This window comes from Bacillus sp. RIT 809 (assembly GCF_016892495.1).
Lineage (GTDB): Bacteria > Bacillota > Bacilli > Bacillales > Bacillaceae_G > Bacillus_A > Bacillus_A cereus_U.
Genome location: NZ_JAFEMR010000006.1, coordinates 166,341 through 191,496, shown reverse-complemented (window position 1 = coordinate 191,496; position 25,156 = coordinate 166,341). Strand labels below are relative to the sequence as shown.

Sequence of the window (25,156 nt, the reverse complement as noted above, 5' to 3'; positions counted from 1 at the left end):
AGTTATTCACATAACTAACCTTAACAAGTACGGAGCTATATGCTCTTATACTGTGGTTTTGATAACGAGTACCAACTCTCGTCGCCGCCTACTATTATCACTTGATAAGTTCAGGACGAAGCTCAAAGGCCATTGTTCAAATGAATATTCTTGCTTCTTCTCAGCTACCGAAGCTCTCTGGAAAGAATGGTTTCATTCTACTTTTCCTTTTCAATGCTTTTATGTATAACACGTATTTTACGACTTAATAACAGAAAAATCAAACTTTAATTCAAAAAGAACAGGAAATCTCATTCTCCCGCCGAATAAATATACGTTCACAAAAGGAGTGATAACATTGAATCAAAAGCAACTAAGCACGATAAATGAAAGAAGCTGGAATACAGCTGCTTATGAAGCTTGGACAAATCGCCACGGGGCGCCAGAGGATTATGCGAAAAAGCTCATGGAAGATCCCGTGCGCGAGGTAGATTATTATTTACCCTACATACAATCTCCAAAAGGAAAGCGTATTATTAATTTACTCGGATCAAAAGGAAACAAGGCGGTTGCTCTTGCTCTTTTAGGAGCCGATGTAACAGTTGTAGACATTTCAGCAAGTAATGAAAAATATGCAACCGAACTAGCCGAAGCTGCTGACGTCTCTATTCAATATATCGTTTCCGATGTACTAGATTTAAACCTATCCCAATCATTTGATATCGTATTACTGGAACTTGGCGTGCTCCATTACTTTTTAGACTTAAAGCCACTCTTTCATATAATCTCTCACTTACTAAAACAAGATGGGACATTTATACTGCGTGACTATCATCCCGTTTATACAAAATTATTAGGAGTAGATCATCCATCATTTCGAGCAAATGGAAATTATTTCGATGAGGAACTTATTGAAGATGACGTAGCTTATAGTACTCTCCTTACGGAATCACAGAAATACGCTTTACCGAGAACAAAAATTAGGCGCTGGACACTAGGAGAAGTTATTACAGCAATGGCAGAAACAAATTTCAAGGTTGAAAAATTGATTGAAGAACACGGATCTCATCAAAGGTGGGTCTTCCCTTCTACTTCACCCGAAGGAATTGAAGAACGTATACCCGGTCTATATACATTAATTGCGACCACATGCAAAAAAGGATCCCTTCACGGATAGGATCCTTTTTTTGCATGCTTACGCATATAAGTTGAGGTTGGAGATTACCATAATTCTGTAGAATAGGACACAAGATATTTCAACATTCGTCTCTGACTTACGTCGTCAAAAAGGGGTATGACCAACATAACGAAGAGTAATGTTTCAGTTGATAGTGATAATCGTTATCAACTAATTAGAAGTATACAGGATGTCATTTCGAATTACAATAGTATTTGTGGTTTTTATTTAAGAATTTTTGATATATAAATATATCCATTTTAATAACATTCACTTCTACTTATCTGCCTCTTTCCATTATCTTCTATAATTTTTATTGAACAGATTAATAACTTCATAATAAAGAGGGATTACTTTTCAGCCCGCTTTTTTCACTTTAAAATATATCTTTCTCTCTCTTCCTCTGTCTGCTATAATGCCTAAAGGAAAGAAGAAAGCTTTGTTCCTTTAGGAGTAAGGTTTTCGTTTAATTTTTATATGAATTAATTCTAATACTAAGATTTTTAAAAAAGGAGGCTTTTTTATCATATGAATTTTATGAGCATTAGAAAAAAACTTATGTTCATGATGGGAACAATTTGCGCTTTATTTGGCATCGCATTAGCTTTTATTTTATTCTTTGCTGTTGACCAATCTCATAAAGCTGAAACACTACAAAAAGATGTTTCCCCTCTTGCAACAGAATTAAAAGAACGTGGAGACGCGTATCAAGTACAACTTTCAGCTTTAAGGGGTTATTTACTGCAACACGATCAAGTCGAATTAGACAAGTTTCATGACATGAGTAAGCTTCTTGAAGATAATAAAGCACAACTTCTTTCTAACCCTAATGTATCACAATCTGTAAAAGATACTATGGAACTAGGCTCTACTTGGAGAATATTTATTGAAGAAAAAGTTTTCTCTCTTGCAAAAGAACAAAAATGGGAAGAAGCATTACAACTTGCTTCTTCAGAAAATGGTACTGTTTATAAAGTTATTGGTGATTTTACAAACTATAGTAACGAACAAGCTAAGTTACGTGAACAATCCATTGAACAAATTGATCAATCTTCACTGCTAATTGAATATATTGTTTTCTTATCACTTGTTATATGTATTATTGTTGCACTCATTCTTGCATGGTGGTTCTCTGGCAAGCTTGTTAAACCAATCGAACAAATTGATACGAAATTAAAAGAATTAGCTTCTCAAGAAGGTGATTTAACAGCACGTCTACAAGTAAATAGCAATGATGAGATCGGTGCTATTGCCACATCATTTAATAACATGTTAGAAAACTTGCAGCATATCATTAATCGTGTTCAAAAGACTTCTGTGGAAGTACAAAATGCTTCCGAAAACATGCTAGAAAAGACCAATACATCGCGTGATGCAACAATAAAAGTTCAAAGCTCGATGTCCAATTTAAATGCCAGCATCCAATCACAAACTTCTAGTATGGAAGAAAGCTCGACTGCAATGGATGATATGGCAATGAGTGTTCAGCGCATTGCAGAATCTGCTTCTTCTGTAGCCGAACTAGCTGTAGCCACGTCAGAACACGCTAACGACGGAAGTACTGTTATTCAAAAATCCATTTCACAAATGACGACGATTCACGAAGCAGTAAATGCTACATCAGAAGTGGTCGAACGTCTAATCACCCATACGAAATATATTGATGCAGCTGTACAATCTATTTCCAATATCGCTGAACAAACAAATCTACTGGCTTTAAATGCTTCTATTGAAGCGGCTCGTGCCGGTGAACAAGGAAAAGGATTTGCTGTCGTAGCTGATGAAGTTCGTAAACTTGCTGAACAATCAAAAACAGCGGCAACAGATATTAACCAGTTGCTACATCAAATTCAAAATGATACAAAAACTGCTAGCTCTATGATGTCTCAAGGTCGCTCTGAAGCATTTGAAGGTATTAACGTCATTCGTGAGGCAGGCTCTTCTTTCACAACAATCGTCGGTCAAGTGAATACAGTGTCTACTCAAATCCAAGACATATCAGCAACTGCTGAAGAAATGGCCGCAAGTGCTGAAGAAATGAATGCTTCACTTAATAACATCGCTTCAATTTCTAATGAAGTTTCAAGTGAGACTGTCGCAACAGCACAATTCGCTGCACAGAAAGTCGTTGTTATGAATGAAATGACCCTAACTGCAAAACAAATGAAACAAACAGTTGAAGAATTAGATCAGCTTGTATCTCATTTTAAAACTGAATAGCTTTCCAAAAAAATATTCCTCCTTTCAAGGGAGGAATATTTTTTTGAGCTCATTTCCTGTACTTTATAGGCATATCCATTATAATGAGAATCGATATCATTAATATGTAGGGGGTGCTACACATGTCACAACAAGCATTTGAAGAAAAGTTATATGCGAACTTAGAAGCTGTTATTGACCCTGAATTAGGTGTTGATATTATCAATCTCGGATTAGTTTATGACGTTACAGCAGATGAAAATAATAATGCTGTCATTACAATGACAATGACTTCTATCGGTTGTCCAATGGCTGGCCAAATCGTATCAGACGTTAAAAAAATATTATCAACGAACGTACCTGAAGTAAATGAAATAGAAGTAAAAGTTGTATGGAATCCGCCATGGACAAAAGAACGTATGTCACGTATGGCGAAAATCGCATTAGGTATTCGTGACTAAATAAGGAAAAGACCTGACAATCCAGTTGATATTATCCCCTTTAAGTAGACAGTGTAAAAAGACCATGCACATACATGGATGTTACACTATTACTTGGAGGGGATTTTTCATGACTAAAAAAGGTTCAATATTTATTACATATTCAGAAGAATTAAAGTTAGCGGCTGTTCAAAGTTATTTAAACGGAGAAGGAAGTTACAATATGATAAAGGAAAAATATCAGATTAGAAGCTCTACACAACTAAAAAATTGGGTGAAAAAATATAAAGAATTTGGTGAAATTACAGATACTCGTGGAAAAAATGGTGGAATGAAAGGTATATCAAATCCTCTAAAAGGCAAACGCGTTCATTTTAAGACGATTGAAGAGGAACGTGACTACTATAAGGCACAGGTTGAATATTTAAAAAAGCAGTATCCGAATCTGTAAATGGAGGTGCACTAAAATATACGGTGAGGTATCATATCATTGAATCATTAAAGGGGAAATATCCAGTTATATGGCTTACGAAATTTGCGGGTGTACATCGTTCAAGTTACTATAAGTGGATTCATACAAAAAGTATGAAAAACATGCGACTAGAATCCGAGAAACGATTAAAAAAAGTAATACAATCTATTCACGTAAGGCACAAGGAATATGGTTATCCACGTATGAAAATCGCTTTACAGGAAGAGGGATATTTTATAAATCACAAAAAAGTATACCGCTTAATGAGCGAGCTCAACATTCAATCTATTATTCGAAAGAAGCGTCGCTTCTTTAAAGGGAACTATTCCAATGTTTTTCCGAATGTTTTAAACCGTGTATTCAAAGATCGCCAACAAAATGAAGCGCTTGTTACAGATATTACTTACCTACGATTCCAAGAGGGATTTCGGTATCTTTCTGTTGTACAAGATATTTATAATAACGAAGTTGTTTCTTGGAAAATATCCAAGCGCAACGATAATGAACTTGTATTAGATACAATTGAAATGTTGGCACAAAAAAGAGATGTGCGTGGAACCATTCTCCATTCAGATCAGGGATTCCAGTACACATCTCACGCCTACAACAAACGACTTTTAGGTTTAGGTATCATTGGCAGCCACTCTCGCAAAGGAAACTGCCATGATAATGCCTGTATTGAGTCATTTTTCTCCCATTTTAAATCGGAAATGTTGTATTTGAATCATTTTAAAACAGAAGCAGATTTAATACAAGCAATTGAAGAGTATATTTATTTTTATAACTATAAACGGTTCCAAAAACGACTCAACCACCGAGCTCCGATAGAATATCGAATCTCGATGGCTGCTTAGTCTTTTTAATATTGTCTACTTGACAGGGATAAGACCAAGTCAGGTCTTTTTCTCTTATTATTTTACTCCTACAGCATCATAAGCTTTCGTTACAGCTTGTACAGCTTTAGAGTTTTTACCGTATAGATCCTCTGCTGATTGAAGTGCAGCTTGACGCATCATTTTGAAATCAGAGTTTGCAGTTAAATATTTTGTAAGAGCACGATAGTAAATTTTTTCTGTCGCTTCACGGCCCACTCCAGTTACTTTCACATTATAATGCGTACCGCCCTCAGACACTAAATATGCTGCCTTATTGTTAATACTACTGTTAATATGAACGCCGCCATTATCAGCTGTACCAGTATAGCGTTTATTGTAATGATCTGGGTAACCTTCACCAGGTTTTAATGGATTCGGAATAGATGCTGGATCTTTCAGAGATCGAAGTGCATCTCCAGGTTTACCAGGTGTATAAATATCAGCACCTAAATCCCAGCTCTTCTTCTCAACCATGACACCCATGATATCAGATAACGATTCATTTAACGCTCCTGATTCATTTTTATATACAAGGTTTGCTGTATGTTCAGTTACAGCATGCGTTAATTCGTGGCCAATAACATCTAGCCCTGCTGATAATGGAATAAATGTCTTACCATCTCCATCACCATACATCATTTGCACACCGTTCCACGCTGCGTTATTCCAAGATTCACCTACGTGAACAGCAGAAATAAGTTTTGCACCTTTATCATCGAAAGAGTTACGGTTAAATGTCTTTTTATAATAATCATATACTTTTCCTGCATTCACATGCGCATCAACTGCCGCTTTATCTTCGAAGAACTTAGATTTACTTGCAATTTCTTCTCCTGTATATCCAAGAATTTGTGAGAATAAATTAAACCAGTCTTCGTTCATATTCTCTGCATCAAATGTATGGACACCTTGTCCTCGTGTACCATCAAATAAGTTGAACGCTCCTGTTTTCGTATCTTGAGCAATTTCAAATGATTGTCTACCGCCTAATACTCCATAACCAAATCCAGTAATTTGATCTACAGCATTATATTTCTCAATAACATTTCCATTTGTTGCATCAACAAAATAATGCCAATATCCTGGAGCTGGTTTCGAAACCGACGCTTTTACAAGATATGCAAGATAGTATTGACCATCTTTTTCATACACATATAAATCTTTTTTCACACCATCATAATTCTTTACTTTACCAATTTCTTTCTCAATATTAGCTTTTGCAATCGTTTCTGCTTGTTCCGCACTAATACTTGCAGATGCAGGAATATTTTTATTATCTAAATTTGGAATAACTTGTCCGAAAAATGCTTTTACATTATTCTCTTTATCAAGCGTAACCGTTTGATCTGAACCATACACAGGAATGTTATTATGCTTCTCAACTAACTTCACATGTGTCGTACCTGATTCATCGTCTTTTTCTTCACCAACGACATTGAAATGTTTATCAATATTTCCTGCTAGTTTAAACATATCTTTCTTGCTCTCTAAATATTGAAATACTGTCTCTTTTTTATCTAGACCTTCTGGCGCTTTCCATTCTTCACCTATGTAAGCTGGTGTTTTGAACTCTTGGTGATACTGGATTTTTTGCTCTTCTGCTTTCGTCGTAGTTGCTCCAAATGCCCCAAACCCACTTGCGATAACAGTTAACGCTAATGCTGATGAAATTACTTGCTTTTTCAATCTAACACTCCCCATTCCCCATAAAAGTTTTTAACACCTTTATAAATATTCTGAATATTCCTCCCGATACCTGCTCTCAAAAATTGAGAAAGTTTTTTCTGATAATTCAACTCACCAAAAAGAGGACATCGAAAAACGATGTCCTCTTTTTGGTGAGTTGAATTCCGCTATTTATATACTGAACAACCGACTGATTAAAGCTTCACTTTATTGCATTTTCATTTCAATTGCTAAATAGTGAGATTTTTCTTTCGCTTGAATGCGAATATCTTCTTCTACAGCCTCCGCTGCATCACGCATTACGAGTGTTTCACCGTTTACAACGCTACTACCTTCAATTTGTACAAGGTATAATTGGCGTCCTTCTTGAACAGGGAAATGAATCTCTTTACCCGCTTCTAATGATAAAGAATATAAATTTGCATCTTGGTGAATATGAATTGGTGCATCTCCATCAGAAGGAGATACCATATGGAACCACTCATTTTCACGTTTACTCCAATCAAATTTAAACTCACCATAGTTCGGCTTATGACCATCGCGGTCTGGTAAAATCCAAATTTGCAATAAACGTAATGTTTCATTTCCTAAGTTATGCTCACTGTGAAATACACCAGTACCTGCACTCATATATTGAACATGCCCACGCTCAATTGTCCCTCGGTTCCCCATACTATCTTCATGTGTTAATTCACCATCTATAACGTAAGAGATAATCTCCATATTACGGTGCGGATGCATATCAAAACCAGTTTGTGCCGCTATTAAATCATCATTCATAACACGTACTGCTCCAAAATTCATGTTGTTTGGATTATAATAATTTGCAAAAGAAAAATGAAAATGCGTATTTAACCAACCGTGATTTGCTCTTCCCATATTTTTATGATCAACTTTTCTAAACATACCCTTCACCTCATATTATCTCGAAATCGAGATAATTATTTTTAAGTTTATCACTGCAACTTCTTCAGTAATTCTAATAATTGTTTTTGTTCTTCTCTATTTAACTTATCAAATTGCTCTTTTTGGAATGTTTCTTGCGGCGGGACTATTTCTTCATATAGAACCTTTCCCTTTTCTGTTAATGAAATATATTTCGTCGTACCTTCTTGTTCACGCTGAATCCAATCTAGTTGCTCCATCTTATTTAAAAGCTGAGTAACATTTCCTTTCGTAACAAACAACTTATTTCCAAGTTCTTGCTGTGTTAAACGATCGTGTCCTCCAATTTGAACTAATACATCAAACTGAGCGGCAGATACATTCCACTTTTTCAAATGCTGATTTGTCTCACGAATACTTCTATTATAAAAGCGTGATAAACGAAACCATAATAGTAATCCAAGTCTTTCCTCTGCTTTCATTCCATCACCTCGCTCATTTGATACTATTAGTTTAGAACTAAACTTAATAAAGGTCAACGACTTATTTTTAATTAGCAACAAATAAAAGCACAGTGATTTTTCTCCACTATGCTTCAGATTAAATTTCTATTTTTGTATTCATCTAGCTTCCTCTCCGCGAAATGCCTCGCATCTTTCTCGATCCATCTTTCTTCGTATCGTTCATGTCCAACATATAGTACATCGTCCTTATGCTGCATCGCATGCCTGAATTCATGCAATAGCGTTTTGAGCACTTGCTCATACTCTTCCCACATACAAACGAAAATTAATTGTTTTTCTTTATGATAAAAACCACCTACCGGGAATAAAAACTCCTCTTCTTCTTCTCCTAATGATAAAAGTACATGATTCGCATCACACGTATCACAAAAAATAACTGGCGTTGCACTTACTTCAATAAGAGAAAACAAATCATTTCTTAACTTTTTGACATCCCAAGGAAGCTCCGAATCCAACACATACCAATTCTCAACTTGTTGATATACATTTTGAAACTGGAGTTCCATTTCTCAATAATCCCCTTTCCAAACTCCCTTTTCCTATATGTATGCCACAATATGGTAAATATTAAACATACTCTTTCACCCTTTAAAAAATGACAATAAAAAAGAATCTATGTCAGCATAGATTCTTTTTCCGTAATCACTTTTTTTTCATCATTTTTTTAAATATAAAATAACCAATTGCACAAACAATAGCAGCAAGCGCAAAATATTTCACATATGGCCCAGCTACTTTATTAATACTTTCCCACTCTGATCCTAATTTAAAGCCTAAATAGACAAATACAATTGACCATGGAATAACAGCTAATGTAGTTAGCGTAATAAACTTAGCATGTGACATTTTCGCAATACCTGCTGGTATCGAAATAGCATGACGCACAACGGGAATAAAACGTGCGGTAAAGATAACACCAGTTCCATAACGATTAAACCACGCTTCCGCATAATCAATATGTTTCTTCTGAATCAAAATATATTTTCCATATCGCTCAAGAACAGGTCTTCCTCCGTATCGACCGATCCAATAAATAAATAGCTGTGCGATTACACCGCCAATCGTACCGAACGCAACAGCACCCCAAAATGTAATGCTTCCTGTTGATACTAAATAGCCTGCATAAGACAATACGATTTCACTTGGAATAACCTCTAACATCAATCCAAGCATAATTCCCCAATAACCAAGTCCTTCTAGAAAAACTAAAACTGAATGAATCAACTCTCCTAACATCATTTACCTCTCTTTACTGTTTTCATTGCAAAAAATAAAAGTACAAGCGGTAAATATCTTGTACTTTTATTTTTTAAAATTTAGTTTGCCTTCGTATCCCACTTAAAGATTTTATTTAAAAATTTATATACATTCTTCGACTCTTTCGTAAGAAGAGGTCCTAAAATGGATAGTATAAGCACGTATAGCGCTGAGAATGGTTTCAATACTGACATTAAACCACCGGCGATACCGATATTGGCCATAATGATGGAGAACTCTCCCCTTGAAACGATTGTTAATCCAATATTTGTTGAAGCTTTATGGGATAATCCAGCTTGTCTTCCTGCAATCATCCCTGCTACAAAGTTTCCGATTATCGTCAGAAGTACAGCACCTAACGTTAACCATATTGCTCCGCCCAATGAGAACGGATCGATACTTAATCCGAAACTGAAGAAGAAGATAGCTCCGAAAAAGTCTCTAAATGGAACAACAAGATGTTCAATTCGATCACTATGCTCTGTCTCAGAGAAAACTAACCCTAAAAGAAGTGCCCCGATTGCTTCTGCAACGTGAATTGTTTCTGAAAAACCAGCGATAAAGAACAACGAAGCAAATACTACAATAATAAAGATTTCATCAGAACTAATATTGAGCAATCTATTTAATAACGGCGTAGCCTTTCTAGCTACTACGAAGAATAGAAGCATATATCCTAAAGCAATTCCAATTGAAGTGAGAGCACCTAAGAACGAAGCGTGATCCCCGAGGACTAAGCCAGAAACTACTGATAAATATACAGCAAGGAATATATCTTCAAACATAATAATTCCTAAAATTAATTCGGTTTCATTATTACCAGTTCTTCTTAAATCAACTAACACTTTTGCAACGATAGCACTAGAAGAAATCGTAATAATACCCGCAATAATTAAGATTTCTAGTAACGGGAATCCCATTATAAATCCGTATAATAATCCAAGTGAAAAGTTAATTAAAATATAGATTGTTCCGCCAATAGCAATCGAACGTCCAGATTTAATTAGTTTTTTCATCGAAAACTCTAGCCCTAGATAGAACAGAAGGAACAGAACTCCAATCCTTCCAAGAAAGGAAATTACACTTGCACTTTCAATAAATTTGAGATCGATAACACCTATTGTCGGCGCATGCGGTCCTACTAACATACCAAGAACGATTAGAAAAGGAATTACTGAGAATTTAAACTTTCCAGCAATTACCGCCGCAATTGCTACTAAAACTAAAGCTGTACCAACTTCAAAAATTAAAGTATCCATCTAGTCAGTCCCCCTATTCGAAAGTAATTCATTAATAATTTTTTTAATTTCTTCTCTCTCACCTGAGACTACAAGCATATCTCCTTCTTCAATCACCGTGTCTGGTCCTGGATTAAATAGCTTTTTCATGTTCTTTTTCATAACTGCAATTATCGTTACGCTATATGTTTTTCTTATTTCAAGATCACCAATTGTTTTTCCAATTGCTGAAGCTGCATTCTCCACTTTGAACCACTCAATCGCTAAACCTTCAAAGACCATTTCAACATTTTCTAACGCCCTAGGCTTATATACCATTCCACCTAATATTGCTGCAATTTGTCTTGCCTCTGAGTCACGTAGTGAAATACTTGATAGACTTTCTTCATGGTCTGAATCGAAATGATACATTTCTCTACGTCCATCATCATGAATAACAATCACCATTTTTTCGTTACCTTTCGTAACGATCTGAAACTTATAACCAATACCCGGAAGTTCGCTTTCTCTTATATTCATACTAGTTCCTCCTCAACAATAAATAGTTTTTTAAAAATTTTCTGTTTTTCTGTCTTTTCTTCAACCAACGAATTTTAGAAATTCTAACCATTCGGGATATCTATGATTTGGAAATCTTTTATTGTAATAATAAGTGGCTCCTAAAAAGATACTTAAAGATGTAATGATAAGAAATACGTTACTTTTCTTTTTCAAACTCTCGAGGCTTACTTTCAATAAAGTTTCTTCTTTCAAATTATCCCCTCTTTCTCGCTTTAAATTTAGTTTTTTAAAATGTAAATAATTCTAAAAATATTACGATGTAACATAATCATAACATAAAAAGCATTTAAGTAACATCATTTTTTAGAAAAATTGATTCTGGTATATTTTTTGCATATAATTTTCTTATTACGAAAAAAAGGAAGTGTATTATATGGTTGATATCTTTAGCAGATTCCTTGAGGTAACGAATAATATTTTATGGTCATATATTCTTATTGCAATGTTAATCGGCTTCGGTCTTTATTTCTCTTTTAAATTGAAATTTGTACAGATTAGTCATCTAGGCGAAATGATACGTTTAATAGGGACTGGATTAAACCGAAAAACAAAGAAAAAAGATAGCATCTCCCCGTTCCAAGCTTTCTGTTTAAGTGCAGCAGCTCGTATTGGTATCGGGAACTTAGCTGGTGTAGCACTCGCAATTTCTATGGGTGGACCTGGTGCAATATTTTGGATGTGGTTTATCGCTATTCTCGGTGCAGCTACTAGTTTTGTAGAATGTACACTCGCGCAAATTTATAAAGTAAAAGATGGAAGCAGGTTCCGTGGTGGCCCAGCATATTACATGGAAAAAGGATTAAACAAACGCTGGATGGGCATCTGGTTTTCACTTCTCATTACAGTTGCATACGGATTAATCTTCAATTCAGTACAAGCAAATACAGTAACAATAGCGTTTGAAAATGCTTTTGGACTAGAACGAACTATCGTAGGAGCTGTATTAGCTTTATTAGTTGCTGTTATTATTTTTGGTGGTATTAAAAGCATTTCACGTATTACAGAAATGATTGTTCCTCCAATGGCAATCGTTTATATTGGTGTGGCTATTTTTGTCGTTATTAAAAATTTCAATATGTTACCAAGCATTTTTCTAGAAATATTTAACGGTGCATTCGGTTTAGACCAAGCCATCGCTGGTGGTATTGGAGCAGCAATCAAGTTCGGAATTCAGCGCGGTTTATTCGCGACAGAAGCAGGTATGGGTAGCTCTCCTAACGCAGCTGCAACATCAGATGTATCTCACCCTGTAAAACAAGGGCTTGTTCAAGCATTAGGTGTTTTCGTAGATACATTCTTAGTATGTACATCAACGGCGTTTATCGTATTATGTTCTGGACTTTACAAAGGATCAAATTTAGAAGGTATTGAATTAACACAACAAGCATTAAGTTCACAAATTGGACCGTGGGCAAGCACTTTCTTAGCGATTATTATTTTCCTATTCGCTTTCAGTTCTTTACTAGGAAACTACTATTATGGTGAAACAAATATCGCATTCATTAAAGAAAGCAAAACATGGTTACTGATTTATCGTGTTGCAGTTGTCGGAATGGTGTTCTTCGGATCTATCGCTGCCCTTCAAACGGTTTGGAGTTTAGCTGATTTCTTTATGGGACTAATGGTATTTACAAACTTAATTGCCATCTCATTCCTTAGCAAATTTGCCTACGCAGCTTTAGTAGACTATATTAAGCAAAAGAAACAAGGCAAGGATCCTGTTTTCTATGCAAGTTCTATCCCTGGCTTAAAGAATACAGAGTGTTGGGATGGACAGGATGTAGAAGAAAAGAAACAGGCTGTATAACAAATAAAAGCGGAGGCGGCTCGTTCAGAATCGCAGGGCATTGGAGCTCCCGACCTTGAAGCGCTTTTTGCTTCGAGCGAGAGAGCGAAATGACCGAAGATTCTAGCCGCTGGAGCTATATATCAAATAAAAACCCCCCTATTACTTCACAGTAATAGGGGGGTTTTATTTACAACAGTTCATAATTTGTTCAAATTAATTCCAGCAAAAGGGTTGATTTATACAAATTACTAGATTATAATAATTATAAATTAGTAATTCGTATAACATAATAACTCAAGAGGAGATTGATCATAATGAACAAACAAGTAATCGAAGCATTAAACAAACAAGTAGCAAACTGGAGCGTTTTATTTACAAAACTACACAACTTCCATTGGTACGTAAAAGGACCTCAATTCTTCACACTACATGAAAAATTTGAAGAGCTTTACACAGAATCAGCTACTCACATCGATGAAATTGCAGAACGCATTTTAGCAATTGGCGGCAAACCAGTAGCAACAATGAAAGAATACTTAGAACTATCTTCTATTCAAGAAGCAGCTTACGGAGAAACTGCAGAAGGGATGGTCGAAGCAATCATGAAAGACTACGAAATGATGCTAACTGAACTGAAAAAAGGCATGGAAATCGCTCAAAACTCTGACGACGAAATGACATCTGACCTACTACTAGGCATCTACACAGAACTAGAAAAACACGCTTGGATGCTACGTGCATTCTTGAATCAATAATATATTAAAAGCGGAAGCGGCTCGTTCAGAACAGGAGGGTGTTGGAACTCCTGATTCCGAGGCGCTTTTTGCCTCGAATGAAGGAGTGAAACAACCGACTGTTCTAGCCGCTGGAGCTGGATACAATTAAAAGCGGAAGCGGCTCGTTCAGAATGTGAGGAGGATGGAGCTTTTGACGTAGAGGCGCTCTTTGCCTCGCAGGAAAAAGCGAAGCCACCGAACATTCTAGCCGCTGGAGCTGGATACAACTAAAAGCACAAGCGACTCGTTCAGAGTCGCTTTTTTCTATGGGATAATCGCGCAGAAATTATATCAGCGATTTTCTAATGATATCGACTTACCGACAAATCACGACAATAATAGCACTCCCCTCCACTACTTTTATCAATATATTACAATCTCTTTTATGTTAAAATATAGGAAACACCCTTTAGTAATTAGATCCAAAAAGCTTGTCCAAGTTCATCATTTACTACTTAAATGACGGGAGTGGTTCAGTTGAAAGACTACTTAATTAGAGCATTTTTCGCGTTAATAACAGTTGGGATTCTCTTACTCATAGCTAATATTTTCAATATACGTGTCGAGGTTAAAGACTATGCTTTCCTCGTTGTTGTAGCAATTGGTGGCGGCTGGGGTGGCTGGTACCTGTATAAAAAACAAAATAAAAATAACAATAAAGGCATTCCGAAATAATATGGAATGCCTTTATTCTATATTACATAATTAAGCTTAAACCACTAATAAAAGCAGTCCCAAAAAACATCATAAAAACCCATATTCTATGGTAAATAAAAAGAATTCATTTTGAATATAGAAATAGTCCAAAATCTTGCATAACAGAGGTATGCCCCATTTGCCGCAACATTGTGGCTATATTCCCACGGTGATATGCTCCGTGGGTGACGACGTGTAGTATTGTTTCAGAAATCGTCGTATCCAGGAGTCCCGCATATGGATTATCAACCTCAAACACTTTTTCATAATCTTGTTGACTACTTAAAAGTTCTTTATATCGTTTAGATAATTCATAAAAACTAGTTTCCATTTCCTCAATATTTTTTGTTTCCAGTTGTTCTTTCAATTGGTCTGTGTGTACCATTGCATCACTCATGCTTTTACCAGAAATAATCTCAAGCCAGGCTAAATCTGTGAGGTATATGTGAGACATTACTTTTGCCACCGAAGAAAAACCACTCTTAACTTCCTTATGGAAAATGTCTTGCGGTAGTTCTTTTAAGCGATTTAAAATAACTTCATTTGCCCATAAGTGGTAGTCATACATTTTTAATACAGAATGCCCCATGATTATTTCTCCTCCAATTTTCATTTTAATGATTAGATTATGATACATAACTGATTAAAAATTCCCAAAGGATTACATCTATAAAATTTATTCTGATTTCGATTAAAAAAACCTCTATTACCTTCATAAAAAACATTCGCTATCTTCCACAATCTGACCCTTTAACGGAACAATTCTATGTCACTCAATAATTCCTTATTCACCTTTTATTCAGATGTTCTTTTTTTAAGTCAGCAAAACATACCTCCATCTACTTCCCCTCTTCCAACGATTTCACATCTCACTATCAATAGATTTAACCAAATTAAAAACACATGTCTTTTCAAGATAAAATGACATGTGTTTCCGAAATTCTCTATAAAATTGTACTATGATAATTGCTTCCACTTAGTCCCCAAAACAGGACGCTCGTAATTTTGGATTTTATGAATTAATTCGTCAGCCGTCTCAGCTGAAACGATTAACTCTTTATTCGATGGGTTCATAAAGCCTTCTTCAGCTGCGCGTTCAACCATTTGCAGAATTGGTCCGTAAAAGTCTTTAATGTTCAATAAACCAACTGGCTTATCATGTATACCAATTTGTGACCAACATACAACTTCAAATAATTCCTCAAACGTTCCATATCCGCCTGGTAATGCAATGAAAGCATCCGCAAGCTTTGCCATTTTCGCCTTACGCTCATGCATCGTTTCTACTTCAATTAATTCTGTTAGTCCTGAATGAACAATTTCACCACGGAATAAACCACGCGGCATAACACCTGTTACACGTCCACCTAGGCGAAGAACTTCATTTGCCACTTCTCCCATTAATCCAACGCATGAACCGCCGTATACAAGCTCATAATCGTTCTCAACAAATATTTTCCCTAACTCTATTGCCTGCTCTTTAAATTCTGGTCTCTCCCCTAAATTTGAACCTGCAAACACACAAATCTTTCTCATCCCTACACCTCGAAACTATATATTGTTATGATACAATGGGTATTGTACAACATATTGAAGGGATGAGAAAGAAATGGATATCGTCGCATTTCAAAGATGGGTTGAGGAATTTTATGAAAAACGAAGCTGGTCACAGTATAATTCCTTTATTCGCTTAAATTTCTTAACTGAGGAAGTTGGGGAAGTTTCACGCGTTGTTCGCGCAATTGAAATCGGTCGTGATCGCCCTGATGAACAAACGAAAACACAAGATGAGCTAAAACAAGAACTAAAAGAAGAACTTGGTGATGTCCTATCTAATCTTATTATTCTTTCACAAAAATATGATTTGGATTTACAAGACATTATGGAAACACACGTCACAAAGCTTTCAAAAAGGTTCGAAGCATCTAAATGAGAATATTATCAATTGTGATATAATGTTCTTGTCAAAATAATAAGGGGGATTTTATGTTATCTAAAAAATTGCACGACGCACTAAATGAACAAATGAATTTTGAATTTTACTCTGCCCACGCTTATATGGCAATGGCTGCTTACTGTACAGCGGAAAGCTATGATGGATTCGCTAACTTTTTCCTTGTACAAGCTGAAGAAGAGCGTTTCCACGCAATGAAGCTTTACAACTACATTAATGACCGCGGCGAGCGCGCTATTATTACTGGATTTGATCATCCTAATAATGAATATGAGTCTGTATTGAATGCTTTCGAAGTCGCACTTGAGCACGAGCGTGAAGTAACGAAACGTATTTACAACTTATCTGATATTGCGTGGGATGAGCGTGAACACGCAACAATTACTTTCTTAAAATGGTTCGTTGACGAGCAAGTAGAAGAAGAAGCTTCATTTGATAGCATCATTCAAAAATTAAAACGTATTACAAGCGATTCAAACGCACTGTTTATGCTAGATGCTGAATTAGAAAAACGTACATTTACGCCTCCGGCTGAATAATATTTTAATCACCTTAATGAATGTATTAAGGTGATTTTTTTATTTTCCCTCTAGCTTAAAATCACCTTAAATTTCCTTGTATTTGACATAGTACCAGTAAGAAAATGGTATTATTTTCAATATAAAGTGAAACTTTAATCAGTGGGGTTTTGTTCATCCCCCACTGATTATTAGCCCTCACCAATCGGGCGTTTACGGGCAGTTGATCTCCCACCTAACTTCTTTGCTCCAGCCGAATTTTGAGGTGGGAGCCTTACTGCTCGTTAATGCGGGATAAAATAATATACGAGGAGAGAAAAAATGAATCAGCGTGTAGAAGCTGTTGATGCAATCCGTGGTTTCGCTTTGTTTGGTATTTTACTTGTCAATATGACCTTAATTCAATTTGGATTCTTCGCCAGTGAAAAACCAACTTATATATTTGGAAAACTTGATGAAGGTGCTAATTGGTTTATTCAATTTTTCGGCACCCACAATTTCATGTCCCTATTCTCTTTTTTATTTGGTCTTAGTATTATTTTGCTACAAAAAAGTATTATTGTGAAAGGAAAGAAATTCTTCCCCACATACATAAGACGTATTATCATTCTTTTACTGCTAGGCTACATTCACGGCACCTTTGTTTGGGAGGGAGATATTTTATTTGCCTACGGGGTTATCGGGATTTTCTTAATGATGTTCATCAATCGAAAACCGAAAACATTGCTCATTTGGGCATCTATTTTACTAGCACTCATTATGCTCGCATCTTACCAATCGGAATCAACATCGAACCCCTATGATGATTTCGCACCTTATACTGAAAAGGAACATAAGGTCCATGAGACTGGAAGCTATATGGATCATGTCAACTTTAGATTGACCGAAAATCCTTTTGATTATATGGGGATTAACGGTGTATTCGGATTAGTTTTCATATCAGTTTTCGCAATAATTTTTATGTCTCCACTTTTCTTACTCGGAATGTATGTGGGGAAAAAGGGCTGGCTATTTGAGGTCGATCAACATATACCTGCTGTCAAAAAAATCTGGCTTATCACTGGGATTTTCTCTTTTACAATTAAAATCTTAGCTATATTCGTGAAACATCCGATTTTAATTATGTTACAAGATAGTCTTACACCAGTAACCATGACCTTCTTTTACGGAAGCACGATTATTTTATTATTCCATTACAAAAAGGTAGCGCATTTACTAACATACATGGCGAACATGGGAAAAATGTCGGTTAGTAATTACTTAGCGCAATCTATTATCACAACAACTATTTTTTACGCATATGGATTTGGCTTATACGGTAAAATTGGCTATTTCTTCGGTATTCTTTTAACCATTGGAATTTATACGATTCAATTATTCGTTAGTACCTATTGGCTACAGAAATACCGAATGGGGCCTGTGGAATATGTGTGGAGACTGGGAACTTATTTAGAGAGACCACGGTTTAAAAAAGACTTGGATAAAGTAAGTTAAACAAAAAGTCGTTTATCCTCCCGAAGTGAGAGATAAACGACTTCTTTGTTATTTATTAAAGCATAACCCCAACGATAACCGCTGATAATATACTTACTAACGTTGCACCGTATACAAGTTTTAATCCAAATGAAGATACAACGTTTGATTGTTTTCCATCGATACTCTTCGTTGCACCTGCGATAATTCCGATAGATGAGAAGTTCGCAAATGATACAAGGAAGATTGATAAAATACCTACTGTACGAGCTGATAACTCACCAGCTACTTTTCCTAGATCAAGCATCGCAACAAATTCGTTCGTTACTAATTTCGTTGCCATAATTTGTCCTGCTGTTAGCATTTCTGATGTTGGAATGCCCATTACGAATGCTAATGGCGAGAAGATATATCCTAAAATGCTTTGGAATGTGATTCCGAAAATTGAATCGAACACACCGTTAATTGCTGTAATTAATGCTACGAAACCGATTAACATCGCCGCTACTGTTACAGCGATAGAGAAACCTAGCATAATATATTCGCCTAACATTTCAAAGAATGTTTGTTTCTTATCTTCTTGTAATTCTAAAATGTCATCTTCTTCGCTCACATCATATGGATTAATAATATGAATGATAATGAATCCACTAAATAAGTTTAGTACAAGTGCTGTTACTACATATTTTGGATCAATCATCTTCATATAAGAACCAACGATTGACATCGATACTGTTGACATTGAAGATGCACAAAGTGTATATAAACGATTTTTTGGTAATTTGCTTAATTGATCTTTTACTGTAATAAATACTTCACCTTGGCCGACAATTGCCGCTGCTACTGCGTTATATGATTCAAGTTTTCCTAAACCGTTAATTTTACTTAATACGAAACCGACTGCACGAATGATAATCGGTAAAACTTTTATATGTTGTAAGATCCCAATTAGTACTGCTAAGAAAATAATTGGTAATAATACTGTTAAGAAGAATGGTGCTTGTCCATCATTTGCTAGACCACCAAATACGAAATTAACCCCAGCTTCCGCAAATTTTAAAATAGCGCCAAATCCATCTGCAATCCCTTTTACTAATACAAATCCGACCTTTGTATTTAGTAAGAAATACGCAAGTACCAATTGAATTACAAGCATAACTGCAATTGGTTTATATTTAATTTTCTTACGATCTGAACTTATAAGAAACCCTAGTACAAATACTACAAGTAAACCGACTAGAAACATTACTAACTTCATATGTGAATCCTCCACTTCCATGAGTTATCAGTCGTATAACGAATGACGTCTGACCATTAATGTTAAAAAAATATGAACCCTTAAAATATTTTGAACTGTCTTCTAAAATCAGTAAGCGTTTACATAAATTGCAATTTATAACAGGTAGTCTCTTCTTCTCTACCGTAGTATTTAACGTCTGAAATGGATACCACCTACAAATCAAATTGTAAGCGTTATCTAATCGAAATGCAATATAAATTTTAAAAGATTTTTATATGTTAATATATTCCTAACTGATTGGTTTTTTTATGTAAATTTACTATAAAAAATAGCCCTAGCTATGAGCTAGGGCCATCCTTTTTACCCCGCTTTAACGGGCAGTAAGACCCCCACCTCAAAATTCAGCGAAAACAAAGAAGTTAGGTGGGTGATTAACTGCCCGTAAAAGCCCGATTGGTTCAACTAATAATCAGCGGGGGATAAAGCCCCCCACTGATTAAAGTTTCACTTTATAACATAACACCAACGATAATCGCCGATAGAAGACTTACTAATGTCGCACCGTATACAAGTCGTAATCCGAATGATGAAACAACGTTTGATTGGTTTTCATCAATCCCTTTCGTTGCACCTGCAATAATTCCGATAGATGAGAAGTTTGCAAATGATACAAGGAATACAGAAAGAATACCGACTGTACGAGCTGATAAATCACTAGCTACTTTTCCTAGATCAAGCATCGCAACAAATTCGTTCGATACTAATTTCGTTGCCATAATTTGTCCCGCCGTTACCATTTCTGATTGCGGGATTCCCATTACGAATGCTAATGGAGAGAAAATATATCCTAGAATAGCTTGGAATGTAATACCGAACACTGAATCAAACAAGCTATTGATTGCTGTAATTAATGCTACGAAACCAAGTAACATTGCTGCTACCGTAATCGCGATCGTGAAACCAAGCATAATATATTCGCTTAGCATTTCAAAGAATGACTGCTTTTTCTTATTTTCTAACTTTAGTGTATCTTCTTCTTCCGTAATATCGTACGGATTAATAATATGAATAATAATGAAACCACTAAATAAATTTAATACAAGTGCTGTTACTACATATTTTGGCTCAATCATTTTCATATAAGAACCAACGATCGACATCGATACTGTCGACATGGAAGACGCACATAGTGTATATAAACGATGTTTGGGGATTTTACTTAATTGATCTTTTACTGTAATAAATACTTCTGCTTGCCCAACAATTGCAGCCGCTACTGCATTATATGATTCTAATTTTCCTAAACCATTTACTTTACTTAGCATAGTACCAATAGCACGAATAAATATCGGTAAAATTTTAAAGTGTTGCAGAATTCCAATTAAAACGGCAAAGAATACGATTGGTAATAAAGCTGTTAAGAAGAATGAAACCTCTCCTTTATTAACAAGACCACCAAATACGAAAACGATTCCAGATTCCGCATATCCAAGAAGTGCTCCAAATCCATCTGAAATTCCTTTTACTAAAATATAACCAATTGGCGTATTTAATAAGAAATACGTTAACGCTAGCTGAATAACAAGCATAATCGCGATTGGTTTATACTTAATCTTCTTACGATCAGAACTTATAAGAAAACCGAGTACGAATACAACAAGTAATCCTACAAGAAACATAACAAACTTCATTAATAAAATCCTCCATTTAACTCTTCTTTAATGTTGAACGTCTGACCATTAGAAATACGAAATAAACCGAACTTTCCATTTACCCCTAAAACCATAGAAATGATTATAAAAAGTCGTCTAATCTCTTATTCTAAAGCCATTAACCATTCTAACACAAATTACAACTCACATCTGCATTTTTCTTTTAAAAAATTACATTTTATTATAAAATGCTCATTAATGTTCGTCTTTTACCTCTCTCCTTATTTTATCACCATAAAAAAAACGAGCATCAAATTTCTCTGATGCTCGTTCCTTTTGTATTATACAGCTTTTTCTTTATCTGCTACTGCTGGCTTGTCCCAGCACACTGTGTTCGTTAAACCAGGGATAGAATCTGCACTGAAGACTGGATCTTTTCCTTGTTTCTTTTGTTTCACATAGTCCGCTAATGCTGCATACGCAAATCTTCCAAGAAGTGTAATCGCAATTAAGTTTGTGATTACCATTAGACCCATAAATAAATCTGCCATATTCCATACGACTTGAAGCGTCGCAACAGAACCGAATAATACCATTCCCACTACCGCAATACGGTAAATCGTTAACCAAGTTTTACTTTGTTTAATAAATTCAATATTCGTTTCACCATAATAATAGTTTCCTAGTAATGAACTGAAAGCAAATAAGAAAATGATAATCGCTAAGAAGCCGCTTGCCCACGAACCGATTTGTGAACTTAACGCCACTTGCGTTAATTCAATACCTTCTAAATTTGTTGCCTTATATGCACCAGAACATAGTACGATAAACGCTGTTGATGTACATACTAAGAATGTATCTACTAATACTCCAATTGTTTGAATAAATCCTTGTTTAGCTGGATGTGTTACATCCGCTGTTGCAGCCGCATTTGGCGCACTACCCATACCTGCTTCGTTCGCAAACAATCCGCGCTGAATACCAAACTTCATTGCAGCACCGATACCGCCACCTACAGCTGAATCTAAACCGAATGCACCTTTAAAGATTTCTGTAAACATATCCGGTATTAAATAATAGTTTTTAATAACAACGAAAATAGCTACTGCAATATAAATAAGTGCCATTGGCGGAACGATCAGCTCAGACATACGCGCGATACTTTTCACACCACCAAAAATAATAACCGCAACTAATACTGCTAATACGATTCCAACAACATAACGCTCAATACCAAATGCATTTTCAAATGCTAATGTCACTGTATTTGCTTGTACTGAGTTAAAAATTAAACCGTAACTAATTGTAATAAGGATAGAGAACCAAATTCCCATCCAACGTTTATTTAAACCTTTTTCCATATAATAAGCAGGACCACCACGGAAGCCACTACCATCTTTTACTTTATAAATTTGCGCAAGCGTACTTTCTACGAAACTTGAAGACGCCCCAATAATCGCAATAACCCACATCCAAAATACAGCTCCTGGTCCTCCCATAGAAATAGCTAGCGCTACACCAGCTAAGTTCCCGATTCCAATACGAGCTGCTGAACTCATACAAAATGCTTGGAATGACGATACACTTCCCTTTTTACGTGTCTTTCCAGTTAAACCATCACCCATTAATCGAACCATTTCCCCTAAATGAGTAATTTGTACGAATTTCAATTTAATAGAAAAATAAAGCCCTAAACCGATTAACATTGCGATAAGAATATATGACCAAAGAATCGTATTCGTTGATGAAACGAATTGTTCTAAAATATTCATACTGTCAGTCCCCTCCCTTTTTCTTCATAAATTGAATTATATTTAAAAAATATTCAAAAATCAACATTTTTCGACAGGTTATTACTTCCATATGTTAGGTTTTGTAACATAACGGTGTTATTTGTTATTATTTATGACTTTATATTTATAAAATGCACATAATAAAACAATACATAATCCCATTGACAAAAACACCAACCTGTAACTATAATGATTACATCAAGTTGTAACAATCGTAATTACACTAAATTCATTCATTTTCACATACACACTTTAACAAAACACTTTGGAGGGATTCATTATGAAAATCGGAATTATCGGAGCAAGCGGAAAAGCTGGAAGTCGTATTTTAAAAGAAGCATTAGATCGCGGTCACGAAGTAACTGCAATTGTAAGAAATGCTGCAAAAATTATAGAAGACAACGTAAAAGTTTTAGAAAAAGATGCATTTAGCCTTACATCTAATGACCTACAAGCATTCGATGTTGTAGTAAATGCATTCGGTGCTCCAGCAGGCGAAGAACACCTTCACGTAGATGCAGGAAACGTACTAATTGAAGCTATGAAAGGTGCACCTAATACAAAATTACTTGTTGTGGGCGGGGCAGGAAGCTTATTTGTAGACGAAGAAAAAACGACTCGTGTATTTGATACACCAGGTTTCCCAAATGAATACCTTGCAACTGCTCAAAACCAAGGTAAAAACTTAGAAATCTTACAACAAACAAATGATATTACTTGGACATTCATCAGCCCTTCTGCACTATTCGCATTAGGAAAACGCACTGGCTCTTACAAAGCTGGTAAGGACAACCTTCTTGTTAACGCAAAAGGTGATAGCTACGTAAGTTACGAAGATTTTGCAGTAGCAGCACTTGATGAAATCGAGAACCCAAAACACGTAAACGAACGCTTCACAGTTGTTTCTGAAGCTGAGTAATAAAAAAAGCTCGTAAACATAGTGTTTACGAGCTTTTTTCATCATCTGTTATATTGATTCGGTTTATGTGGTTCATTTGGTGTATAGGGTTTATTTGGTTTATTATCATGACCATTTGCTTTTTTCCAACTTACAGCTAATTCTGGACTTGTTTTCTCTTCACTACGCTCAAGTAATACAACCGCATTTTGAATAGTCGGTGTACCTTTATGTGCAATTCCTTGTAATTTCGTTAAATTGCCTGATACTTTAAAGCTAAATCCACCCGCTGGCGTTTGTTTCGGAATTAAAATGCGGAATTTCTCTCCTACATTAAATTCTGTTTTTGCCTCGCCTTTTTCATTTACGAACTTCGCGCCTTCTGGTGCACCTGTTGCTTGTACTTTATACGTTCCACTTTTAGCGTTTGTTTGCACTGTATATAAACCAGTTTCAAAAAACTCATCTTTCAATACTGCTTCTTGTTCTTCTGACGGTACTACACTCATCGTAATTTCTTGTAGTTCCTCACTAGCGCTTGCTTTTGCGACAATATCTTTCGTTACTTTCTCTACATTTTTATTACGGAAATCTAAATCGTTAATATCGATTTGTTTTAACGCATTCCACACCGCAAGTTGCGTTGCGTAATGTGCATCTCTCCAATCAGAAACACCTAATTCTTGCGGGCTCTTCTGTGGATATCCGTTTAATAGTACGCGGTACACGTTAATATCTACTTTGCCCATTTCAGGTAAGTCTTGACCGCCTGGAGATTTCAAATCTACATTTAAGCAAAAAGCAATTTTGCCATCTGCTGTTTTAATAAGCTCTGTTCGAATTGGTTTCTTCTTTGACTTACTATAACTCCAATCCATTTGATACTTCGTATGATCCATAACTTCTGCGGATGCCTTTTGAAGTGGAAATAATAAGTTCGCAAATACAAATAAAACACTCAAAAAAGCGGCCATTAGCTTGAACGATCGTTTTATATTCATGTCTACAACCCCTTATAAAATAACAAATTTAATACTGTTTATTATTTAGTTAGAACATTTTTTTATGCATAGA

At 35.6% G+C, this 25,156-nt stretch carries 25 protein-coding genes and 1 other annotated feature (1 of these 26 running past the window's edge); of the genes, 12 read left to right on the top strand and 13 right to left on the bottom strand.

All coding sequences use genetic code 11. From position 1 onward, the window contains the following. Positions 1-223, bottom strand: a binding site (T-box leader); it reaches 48 nt to the left of the window's first position. A 114-nt stretch (positions 224-337) separates the two neighbouring features. The 5 genes from JTF23_RS09350 (at position 338) to JTF23_RS09330 (ending at position 5,121) form a co-directional block, all read left to right on the top strand. Then, the gene (locus tag JTF23_RS09350; RefSeq protein WP_204208581.1) at positions 338-1,156 is read left to right on the top strand and encodes a class I SAM-dependent methyltransferase; all 819 of its coding nucleotides are present in this window, start codon (positions 338-340) and stop codon (positions 1,154-1,156) included. 528 nt (positions 1,157-1,684) lie between these two features. Beyond that, on the top strand, positions 1,685-3,376 hold the full coding sequence (locus tag JTF23_RS09345) for a methyl-accepting chemotaxis protein (protein ID WP_204208580.1): 1,692 nt from the start codon (positions 1,685-1,687) through the stop codon (positions 3,374-3,376). Positions 3,377-3,498: 122 nt separating this feature from the next. After that, positions 3,499-3,816 (top strand): metal-sulfur cluster assembly factor, encoded by a 318-nt coding sequence (locus tag JTF23_RS09340; RefSeq protein WP_002159958.1) that lies wholly within the window; start codon positions 3,499-3,501, stop codon positions 3,814-3,816. 109 nt (positions 3,817-3,925) lie between these two features. After that, complete coding sequence (locus tag JTF23_RS09335; RefSeq protein ID WP_016103355.1) at positions 3,926-4,246, top strand: helix-turn-helix domain-containing protein; 321 nt, start codon at positions 3,926-3,928, stop codon at positions 4,244-4,246. A 23-nt stretch (positions 4,247-4,269) separates the two neighbouring features. Next, positions 4,270-5,121 (top strand): IS3 family transposase, encoded by an 852-nt coding sequence (locus JTF23_RS09330; RefSeq protein WP_201052050.1) that lies wholly within the window; start codon positions 4,270-4,272, stop codon positions 5,119-5,121. A gap of 57 nt (positions 5,122-5,178) precedes the next feature. On the opposite strand, the gene JTF23_RS09325 is transcribed toward JTF23_RS09330, so the two are convergent. The 7 genes from JTF23_RS09325 to JTF23_RS09295 form a co-directional block, all read right to left on the bottom strand. Continuing rightward, positions 5,179-6,828 (bottom strand): M4 family metallopeptidase, encoded by a 1,650-nt coding sequence (locus tag JTF23_RS09325; protein WP_204208579.1) that lies wholly within the window; start codon positions 6,826-6,828, stop codon positions 5,179-5,181. Between the two features lie 207 nt (positions 6,829-7,035). After that, on the bottom strand, positions 7,036-7,734 hold the full coding sequence (locus JTF23_RS09320; RefSeq protein WP_204208577.1) for a pirin family protein: 699 nt from the start codon (positions 7,732-7,734) through the stop codon (positions 7,036-7,038). A 50-nt stretch (positions 7,735-7,784) separates the two neighbouring features. Continuing rightward, positions 7,785-8,195 (bottom strand): MarR family winged helix-turn-helix transcriptional regulator, encoded by a 411-nt coding sequence (locus JTF23_RS09315; RefSeq protein ID WP_002159955.1) that lies wholly within the window; start codon positions 8,193-8,195, stop codon positions 7,785-7,787. A 113-nt stretch (positions 8,196-8,308) separates the two neighbouring features. Beyond that, the gene (locus tag JTF23_RS09310; protein WP_002159954.1) at positions 8,309-8,743 is read right to left on the bottom strand and encodes a DUF3920 family protein; all 435 of its coding nucleotides are present in this window, start codon (positions 8,741-8,743) and stop codon (positions 8,309-8,311) included. A gap of 136 nt (positions 8,744-8,879) precedes the next feature. Beyond that, on the bottom strand, positions 8,880-9,473 hold the full coding sequence (gene uptA, locus JTF23_RS09305) for an undecaprenyl phosphate transporter UptA (protein ID WP_002159953.1): 594 nt from the start codon (positions 9,471-9,473) through the stop codon (positions 8,880-8,882). An 80-nt stretch (positions 9,474-9,553) separates the two neighbouring features. Beyond that, positions 9,554-10,753, bottom strand: a complete 1,200-nt coding sequence (locus JTF23_RS09300) for a cation:proton antiporter (protein WP_002112739.1) — start codon at positions 10,751-10,753, stop codon at positions 9,554-9,556. Continuing rightward, a complete protein-coding gene (locus tag JTF23_RS09295) occupies positions 10,754-11,251 on the bottom strand; it encodes a cation:proton antiporter regulatory subunit (protein WP_204208575.1) in 498 nt (165 codons plus the stop codon). It abuts the gene before it with no gap. A 415-nt stretch (positions 11,252-11,666) separates the two neighbouring features. Here JTF23_RS09295 and JTF23_RS09290 point away from each other — a divergent pair, with 415 nt between their 5' ends. From JTF23_RS09290 to JTF23_RS09280, 3 genes are all read left to right on the top strand, one after another. Next, complete coding sequence (locus tag JTF23_RS09290) at positions 11,667-13,100, top strand: alanine/glycine:cation symporter family protein (protein WP_204208573.1); 1,434 nt, start codon at positions 11,667-11,669, stop codon at positions 13,098-13,100. A gap of 296 nt (positions 13,101-13,396) precedes the next feature. Beyond that, positions 13,397-13,837 carry a Dps family protein gene (locus tag JTF23_RS09285; RefSeq protein ID WP_105585555.1) on the top strand — a complete coding sequence of 147 codons (441 nt, stop codon included), beginning with the start codon at positions 13,397-13,399 and terminating at the stop codon, positions 13,835-13,837. A gap of 498 nt (positions 13,838-14,335) precedes the next feature. Further along, positions 14,336-14,533 carry a hypothetical protein gene (locus JTF23_RS09280; protein ID WP_000656311.1) on the top strand — a complete coding sequence of 66 codons (198 nt, stop codon included), beginning with the start codon at positions 14,336-14,338 and terminating at the stop codon, positions 14,531-14,533. Positions 14,534-14,639: 106 nt separating this feature from the next. Here the strand turns inward: JTF23_RS09280 and JTF23_RS09275 are convergent, their stop codons facing one another. Together JTF23_RS09275 and JTF23_RS09270 are read right to left on the bottom strand one after the other, a co-directional pair. Beyond that, a complete protein-coding gene (locus JTF23_RS09275; RefSeq protein ID WP_204208571.1) occupies positions 14,640-15,143 on the bottom strand; it encodes a DinB family protein in 504 nt (167 codons plus the stop codon). A gap of 368 nt (positions 15,144-15,511) precedes the next feature. After that, positions 15,512-16,090, bottom strand: coding sequence for a TIGR00730 family Rossman fold protein (locus JTF23_RS09270; protein ID WP_213020026.1), 579 nt, complete (start codon positions 16,088-16,090; stop codon positions 15,512-15,514). Positions 16,091-16,163: 73 nt separating this feature from the next. Here JTF23_RS09270 and JTF23_RS09265 point away from each other — a divergent pair, with 73 nt between their 5' ends. The 3 genes from JTF23_RS09265 to JTF23_RS09255 all read left to right on the top strand — a co-directional run bounded on the left by JTF23_RS09265 (position 16,164) and on the right by JTF23_RS09255 (position 18,520). Beyond that, positions 16,164-16,487: a MazG nucleotide pyrophosphohydrolase domain-containing protein gene (locus JTF23_RS09265; protein WP_071151631.1), complete on the top strand. Its 324-nt coding sequence runs from the start codon at positions 16,164-16,166 to the stop codon at positions 16,485-16,487. 53 nt (positions 16,488-16,540) lie between these two features. After that, positions 16,541-17,047, top strand: a complete 507-nt coding sequence (locus JTF23_RS09260) for a ferritin (RefSeq protein ID WP_002112754.1) — start codon at positions 16,541-16,543, stop codon at positions 17,045-17,047. Between the two features lie 300 nt (positions 17,048-17,347). Further along, on the top strand, positions 17,348-18,520 hold the full coding sequence (locus tag JTF23_RS09255) for a DUF418 domain-containing protein (protein WP_204208569.1): 1,173 nt from the start codon (positions 17,348-17,350) through the stop codon (positions 18,518-18,520). Positions 18,521-18,575: 55 nt separating this feature from the next. On the opposite strand, the gene JTF23_RS09250 is transcribed toward JTF23_RS09255, so the two are convergent. The 3 genes from JTF23_RS09250 to JTF23_RS09240 form a co-directional block, all read right to left on the bottom strand. Further along, positions 18,576-19,757 (bottom strand): NupC/NupG family nucleoside CNT transporter, encoded by a 1,182-nt coding sequence (locus tag JTF23_RS09250; protein ID WP_002112757.1) that lies wholly within the window; start codon positions 19,755-19,757, stop codon positions 18,576-18,578. 491 nt (positions 19,758-20,248) lie between these two features. Next, positions 20,249-21,430 (bottom strand): NupC/NupG family nucleoside CNT transporter, encoded by a 1,182-nt coding sequence (locus JTF23_RS09245; protein WP_002112759.1) that lies wholly within the window; start codon positions 21,428-21,430, stop codon positions 20,249-20,251. A 302-nt stretch (positions 21,431-21,732) separates the two neighbouring features. Then, entirely contained in the window at positions 21,733-23,163 is a 1,431-nt protein-coding gene (locus JTF23_RS09240) for an alanine/glycine:cation symporter family protein (RefSeq protein WP_204208568.1), read from the bottom strand. Between the two features lie 301 nt (positions 23,164-23,464). On the opposite strand from JTF23_RS09240, the gene JTF23_RS09235 reads away from it, so the two are divergent. Beyond that, positions 23,465-24,103, top strand: coding sequence for an NAD(P)-dependent oxidoreductase (locus JTF23_RS09235; RefSeq protein ID WP_002112762.1), 639 nt, complete (start codon positions 23,465-23,467; stop codon positions 24,101-24,103). Between the two features lie 41 nt (positions 24,104-24,144). Here the strand turns inward: JTF23_RS09235 and JTF23_RS09230 are convergent, their stop codons facing one another. Further along, positions 24,145-25,083: a thioester domain-containing protein gene (locus JTF23_RS09230; protein WP_070179008.1), complete on the bottom strand. Its 939-nt coding sequence runs from the start codon at positions 25,081-25,083 to the stop codon at positions 24,145-24,147. Between the last annotated feature and the right edge of the window lie 73 nt (positions 25,084-25,156).

Excerpts from the sequence above, each read along its gene's own strand:
- JTF23_RS09250 (WP_002112757.1), bottom strand. The coding sequence starts at position 19,757 with ATGAAGTTAGTAATGTTTCTAGTCGGTTTACTTGTAGTATTTGTACTA.
- JTF23_RS09265 (WP_071151631.1), top strand. The coding sequence starts at position 16,164 with ATGGATATCGTCGCATTTCAAAGATGGGTTGAGGAATTTTATGAAAAA.
- JTF23_RS09295 (WP_204208575.1), bottom strand. The coding sequence starts at position 11,251 with ATGAATATAAGAGAAAGCGAACTTCCGGGTATTGGTTATAAGTTTCAG.
- JTF23_RS09255 (WP_204208569.1), top strand. The coding sequence starts at position 17,348 with ATGAATCAGCGTGTAGAAGCTGTTGATGCAATCCGTGGTTTCGCTTTG.
- JTF23_RS09285 (WP_105585555.1), top strand. The coding sequence starts at position 13,397 with ATGAACAAACAAGTAATCGAAGCATTAAACAAACAAGTAGCAAACTGG.
- JTF23_RS09340 (WP_002159958.1), top strand. The coding sequence starts at position 3,499 with ATGTCACAACAAGCATTTGAAGAAAAGTTATATGCGAACTTAGAAGCT.
- JTF23_RS09230 (WP_070179008.1), bottom strand. The coding sequence starts at position 25,083 with ATGAATATAAAACGATCGTTCAAGCTAATGGCCGCTTTTTTGAGTGTT.
- JTF23_RS09320 (WP_204208577.1), bottom strand. The coding sequence starts at position 7,734 with ATGTTTAGAAAAGTTGATCATAAAAATATGGGAAGAGCAAATCACGGT.
- JTF23_RS09335 (WP_016103355.1), top strand. The coding sequence starts at position 3,926 with ATGACTAAAAAAGGTTCAATATTTATTACATATTCAGAAGAATTAAAG.
- JTF23_RS09310 (WP_002159954.1), bottom strand. The coding sequence starts at position 8,743 with ATGGAACTCCAGTTTCAAAATGTATATCAACAAGTTGAGAATTGGTAT.
- uptA (WP_002159953.1), bottom strand. The coding sequence starts at position 9,473 with ATGTTAGGAGAGTTGATTCATTCAGTTTTAGTTTTTCTAGAAGGACTT.
- JTF23_RS09270 (WP_213020026.1), bottom strand. The coding sequence starts at position 16,090 with ATGAGAAAGATTTGTGTGTTTGCAGGTTCAAATTTAGGGGAGAGACCA.
- JTF23_RS09275 (WP_204208571.1), bottom strand. The coding sequence starts at position 15,143 with ATGGGGCATTCTGTATTAAAAATGTATGACTACCACTTATGGGCAAAT.
- JTF23_RS09315 (WP_002159955.1), bottom strand. The coding sequence starts at position 8,195 with ATGAAAGCAGAGGAAAGACTTGGATTACTATTATGGTTTCGTTTATCA.
- JTF23_RS09245 (WP_002112759.1), bottom strand. The coding sequence starts at position 21,430 with ATGAAGTTTGTTATGTTTCTTGTAGGATTACTTGTTGTATTCGTACTC.
- JTF23_RS09240 (WP_204208568.1), bottom strand. The coding sequence starts at position 23,163 with ATGAATATTTTAGAACAATTCGTTTCATCAACGAATACGATTCTTTGG.
- JTF23_RS09260 (WP_002112754.1), top strand. The coding sequence starts at position 16,541 with ATGTTATCTAAAAAATTGCACGACGCACTAAATGAACAAATGAATTTT.
- JTF23_RS09345 (WP_204208580.1), top strand. The coding sequence starts at position 1,685 with ATGAATTTTATGAGCATTAGAAAAAAACTTATGTTCATGATGGGAACA.
- JTF23_RS09235 (WP_002112762.1), top strand. The coding sequence starts at position 23,465 with ATGAAAATCGGAATTATCGGAGCAAGCGGAAAAGCTGGAAGTCGTATT.
- JTF23_RS09300 (WP_002112739.1), bottom strand. The coding sequence starts at position 10,753 with ATGGATACTTTAATTTTTGAAGTTGGTACAGCTTTAGTTTTAGTAGCA.
- JTF23_RS09290 (WP_204208573.1), top strand. The coding sequence starts at position 11,667 with ATGGTTGATATCTTTAGCAGATTCCTTGAGGTAACGAATAATATTTTA.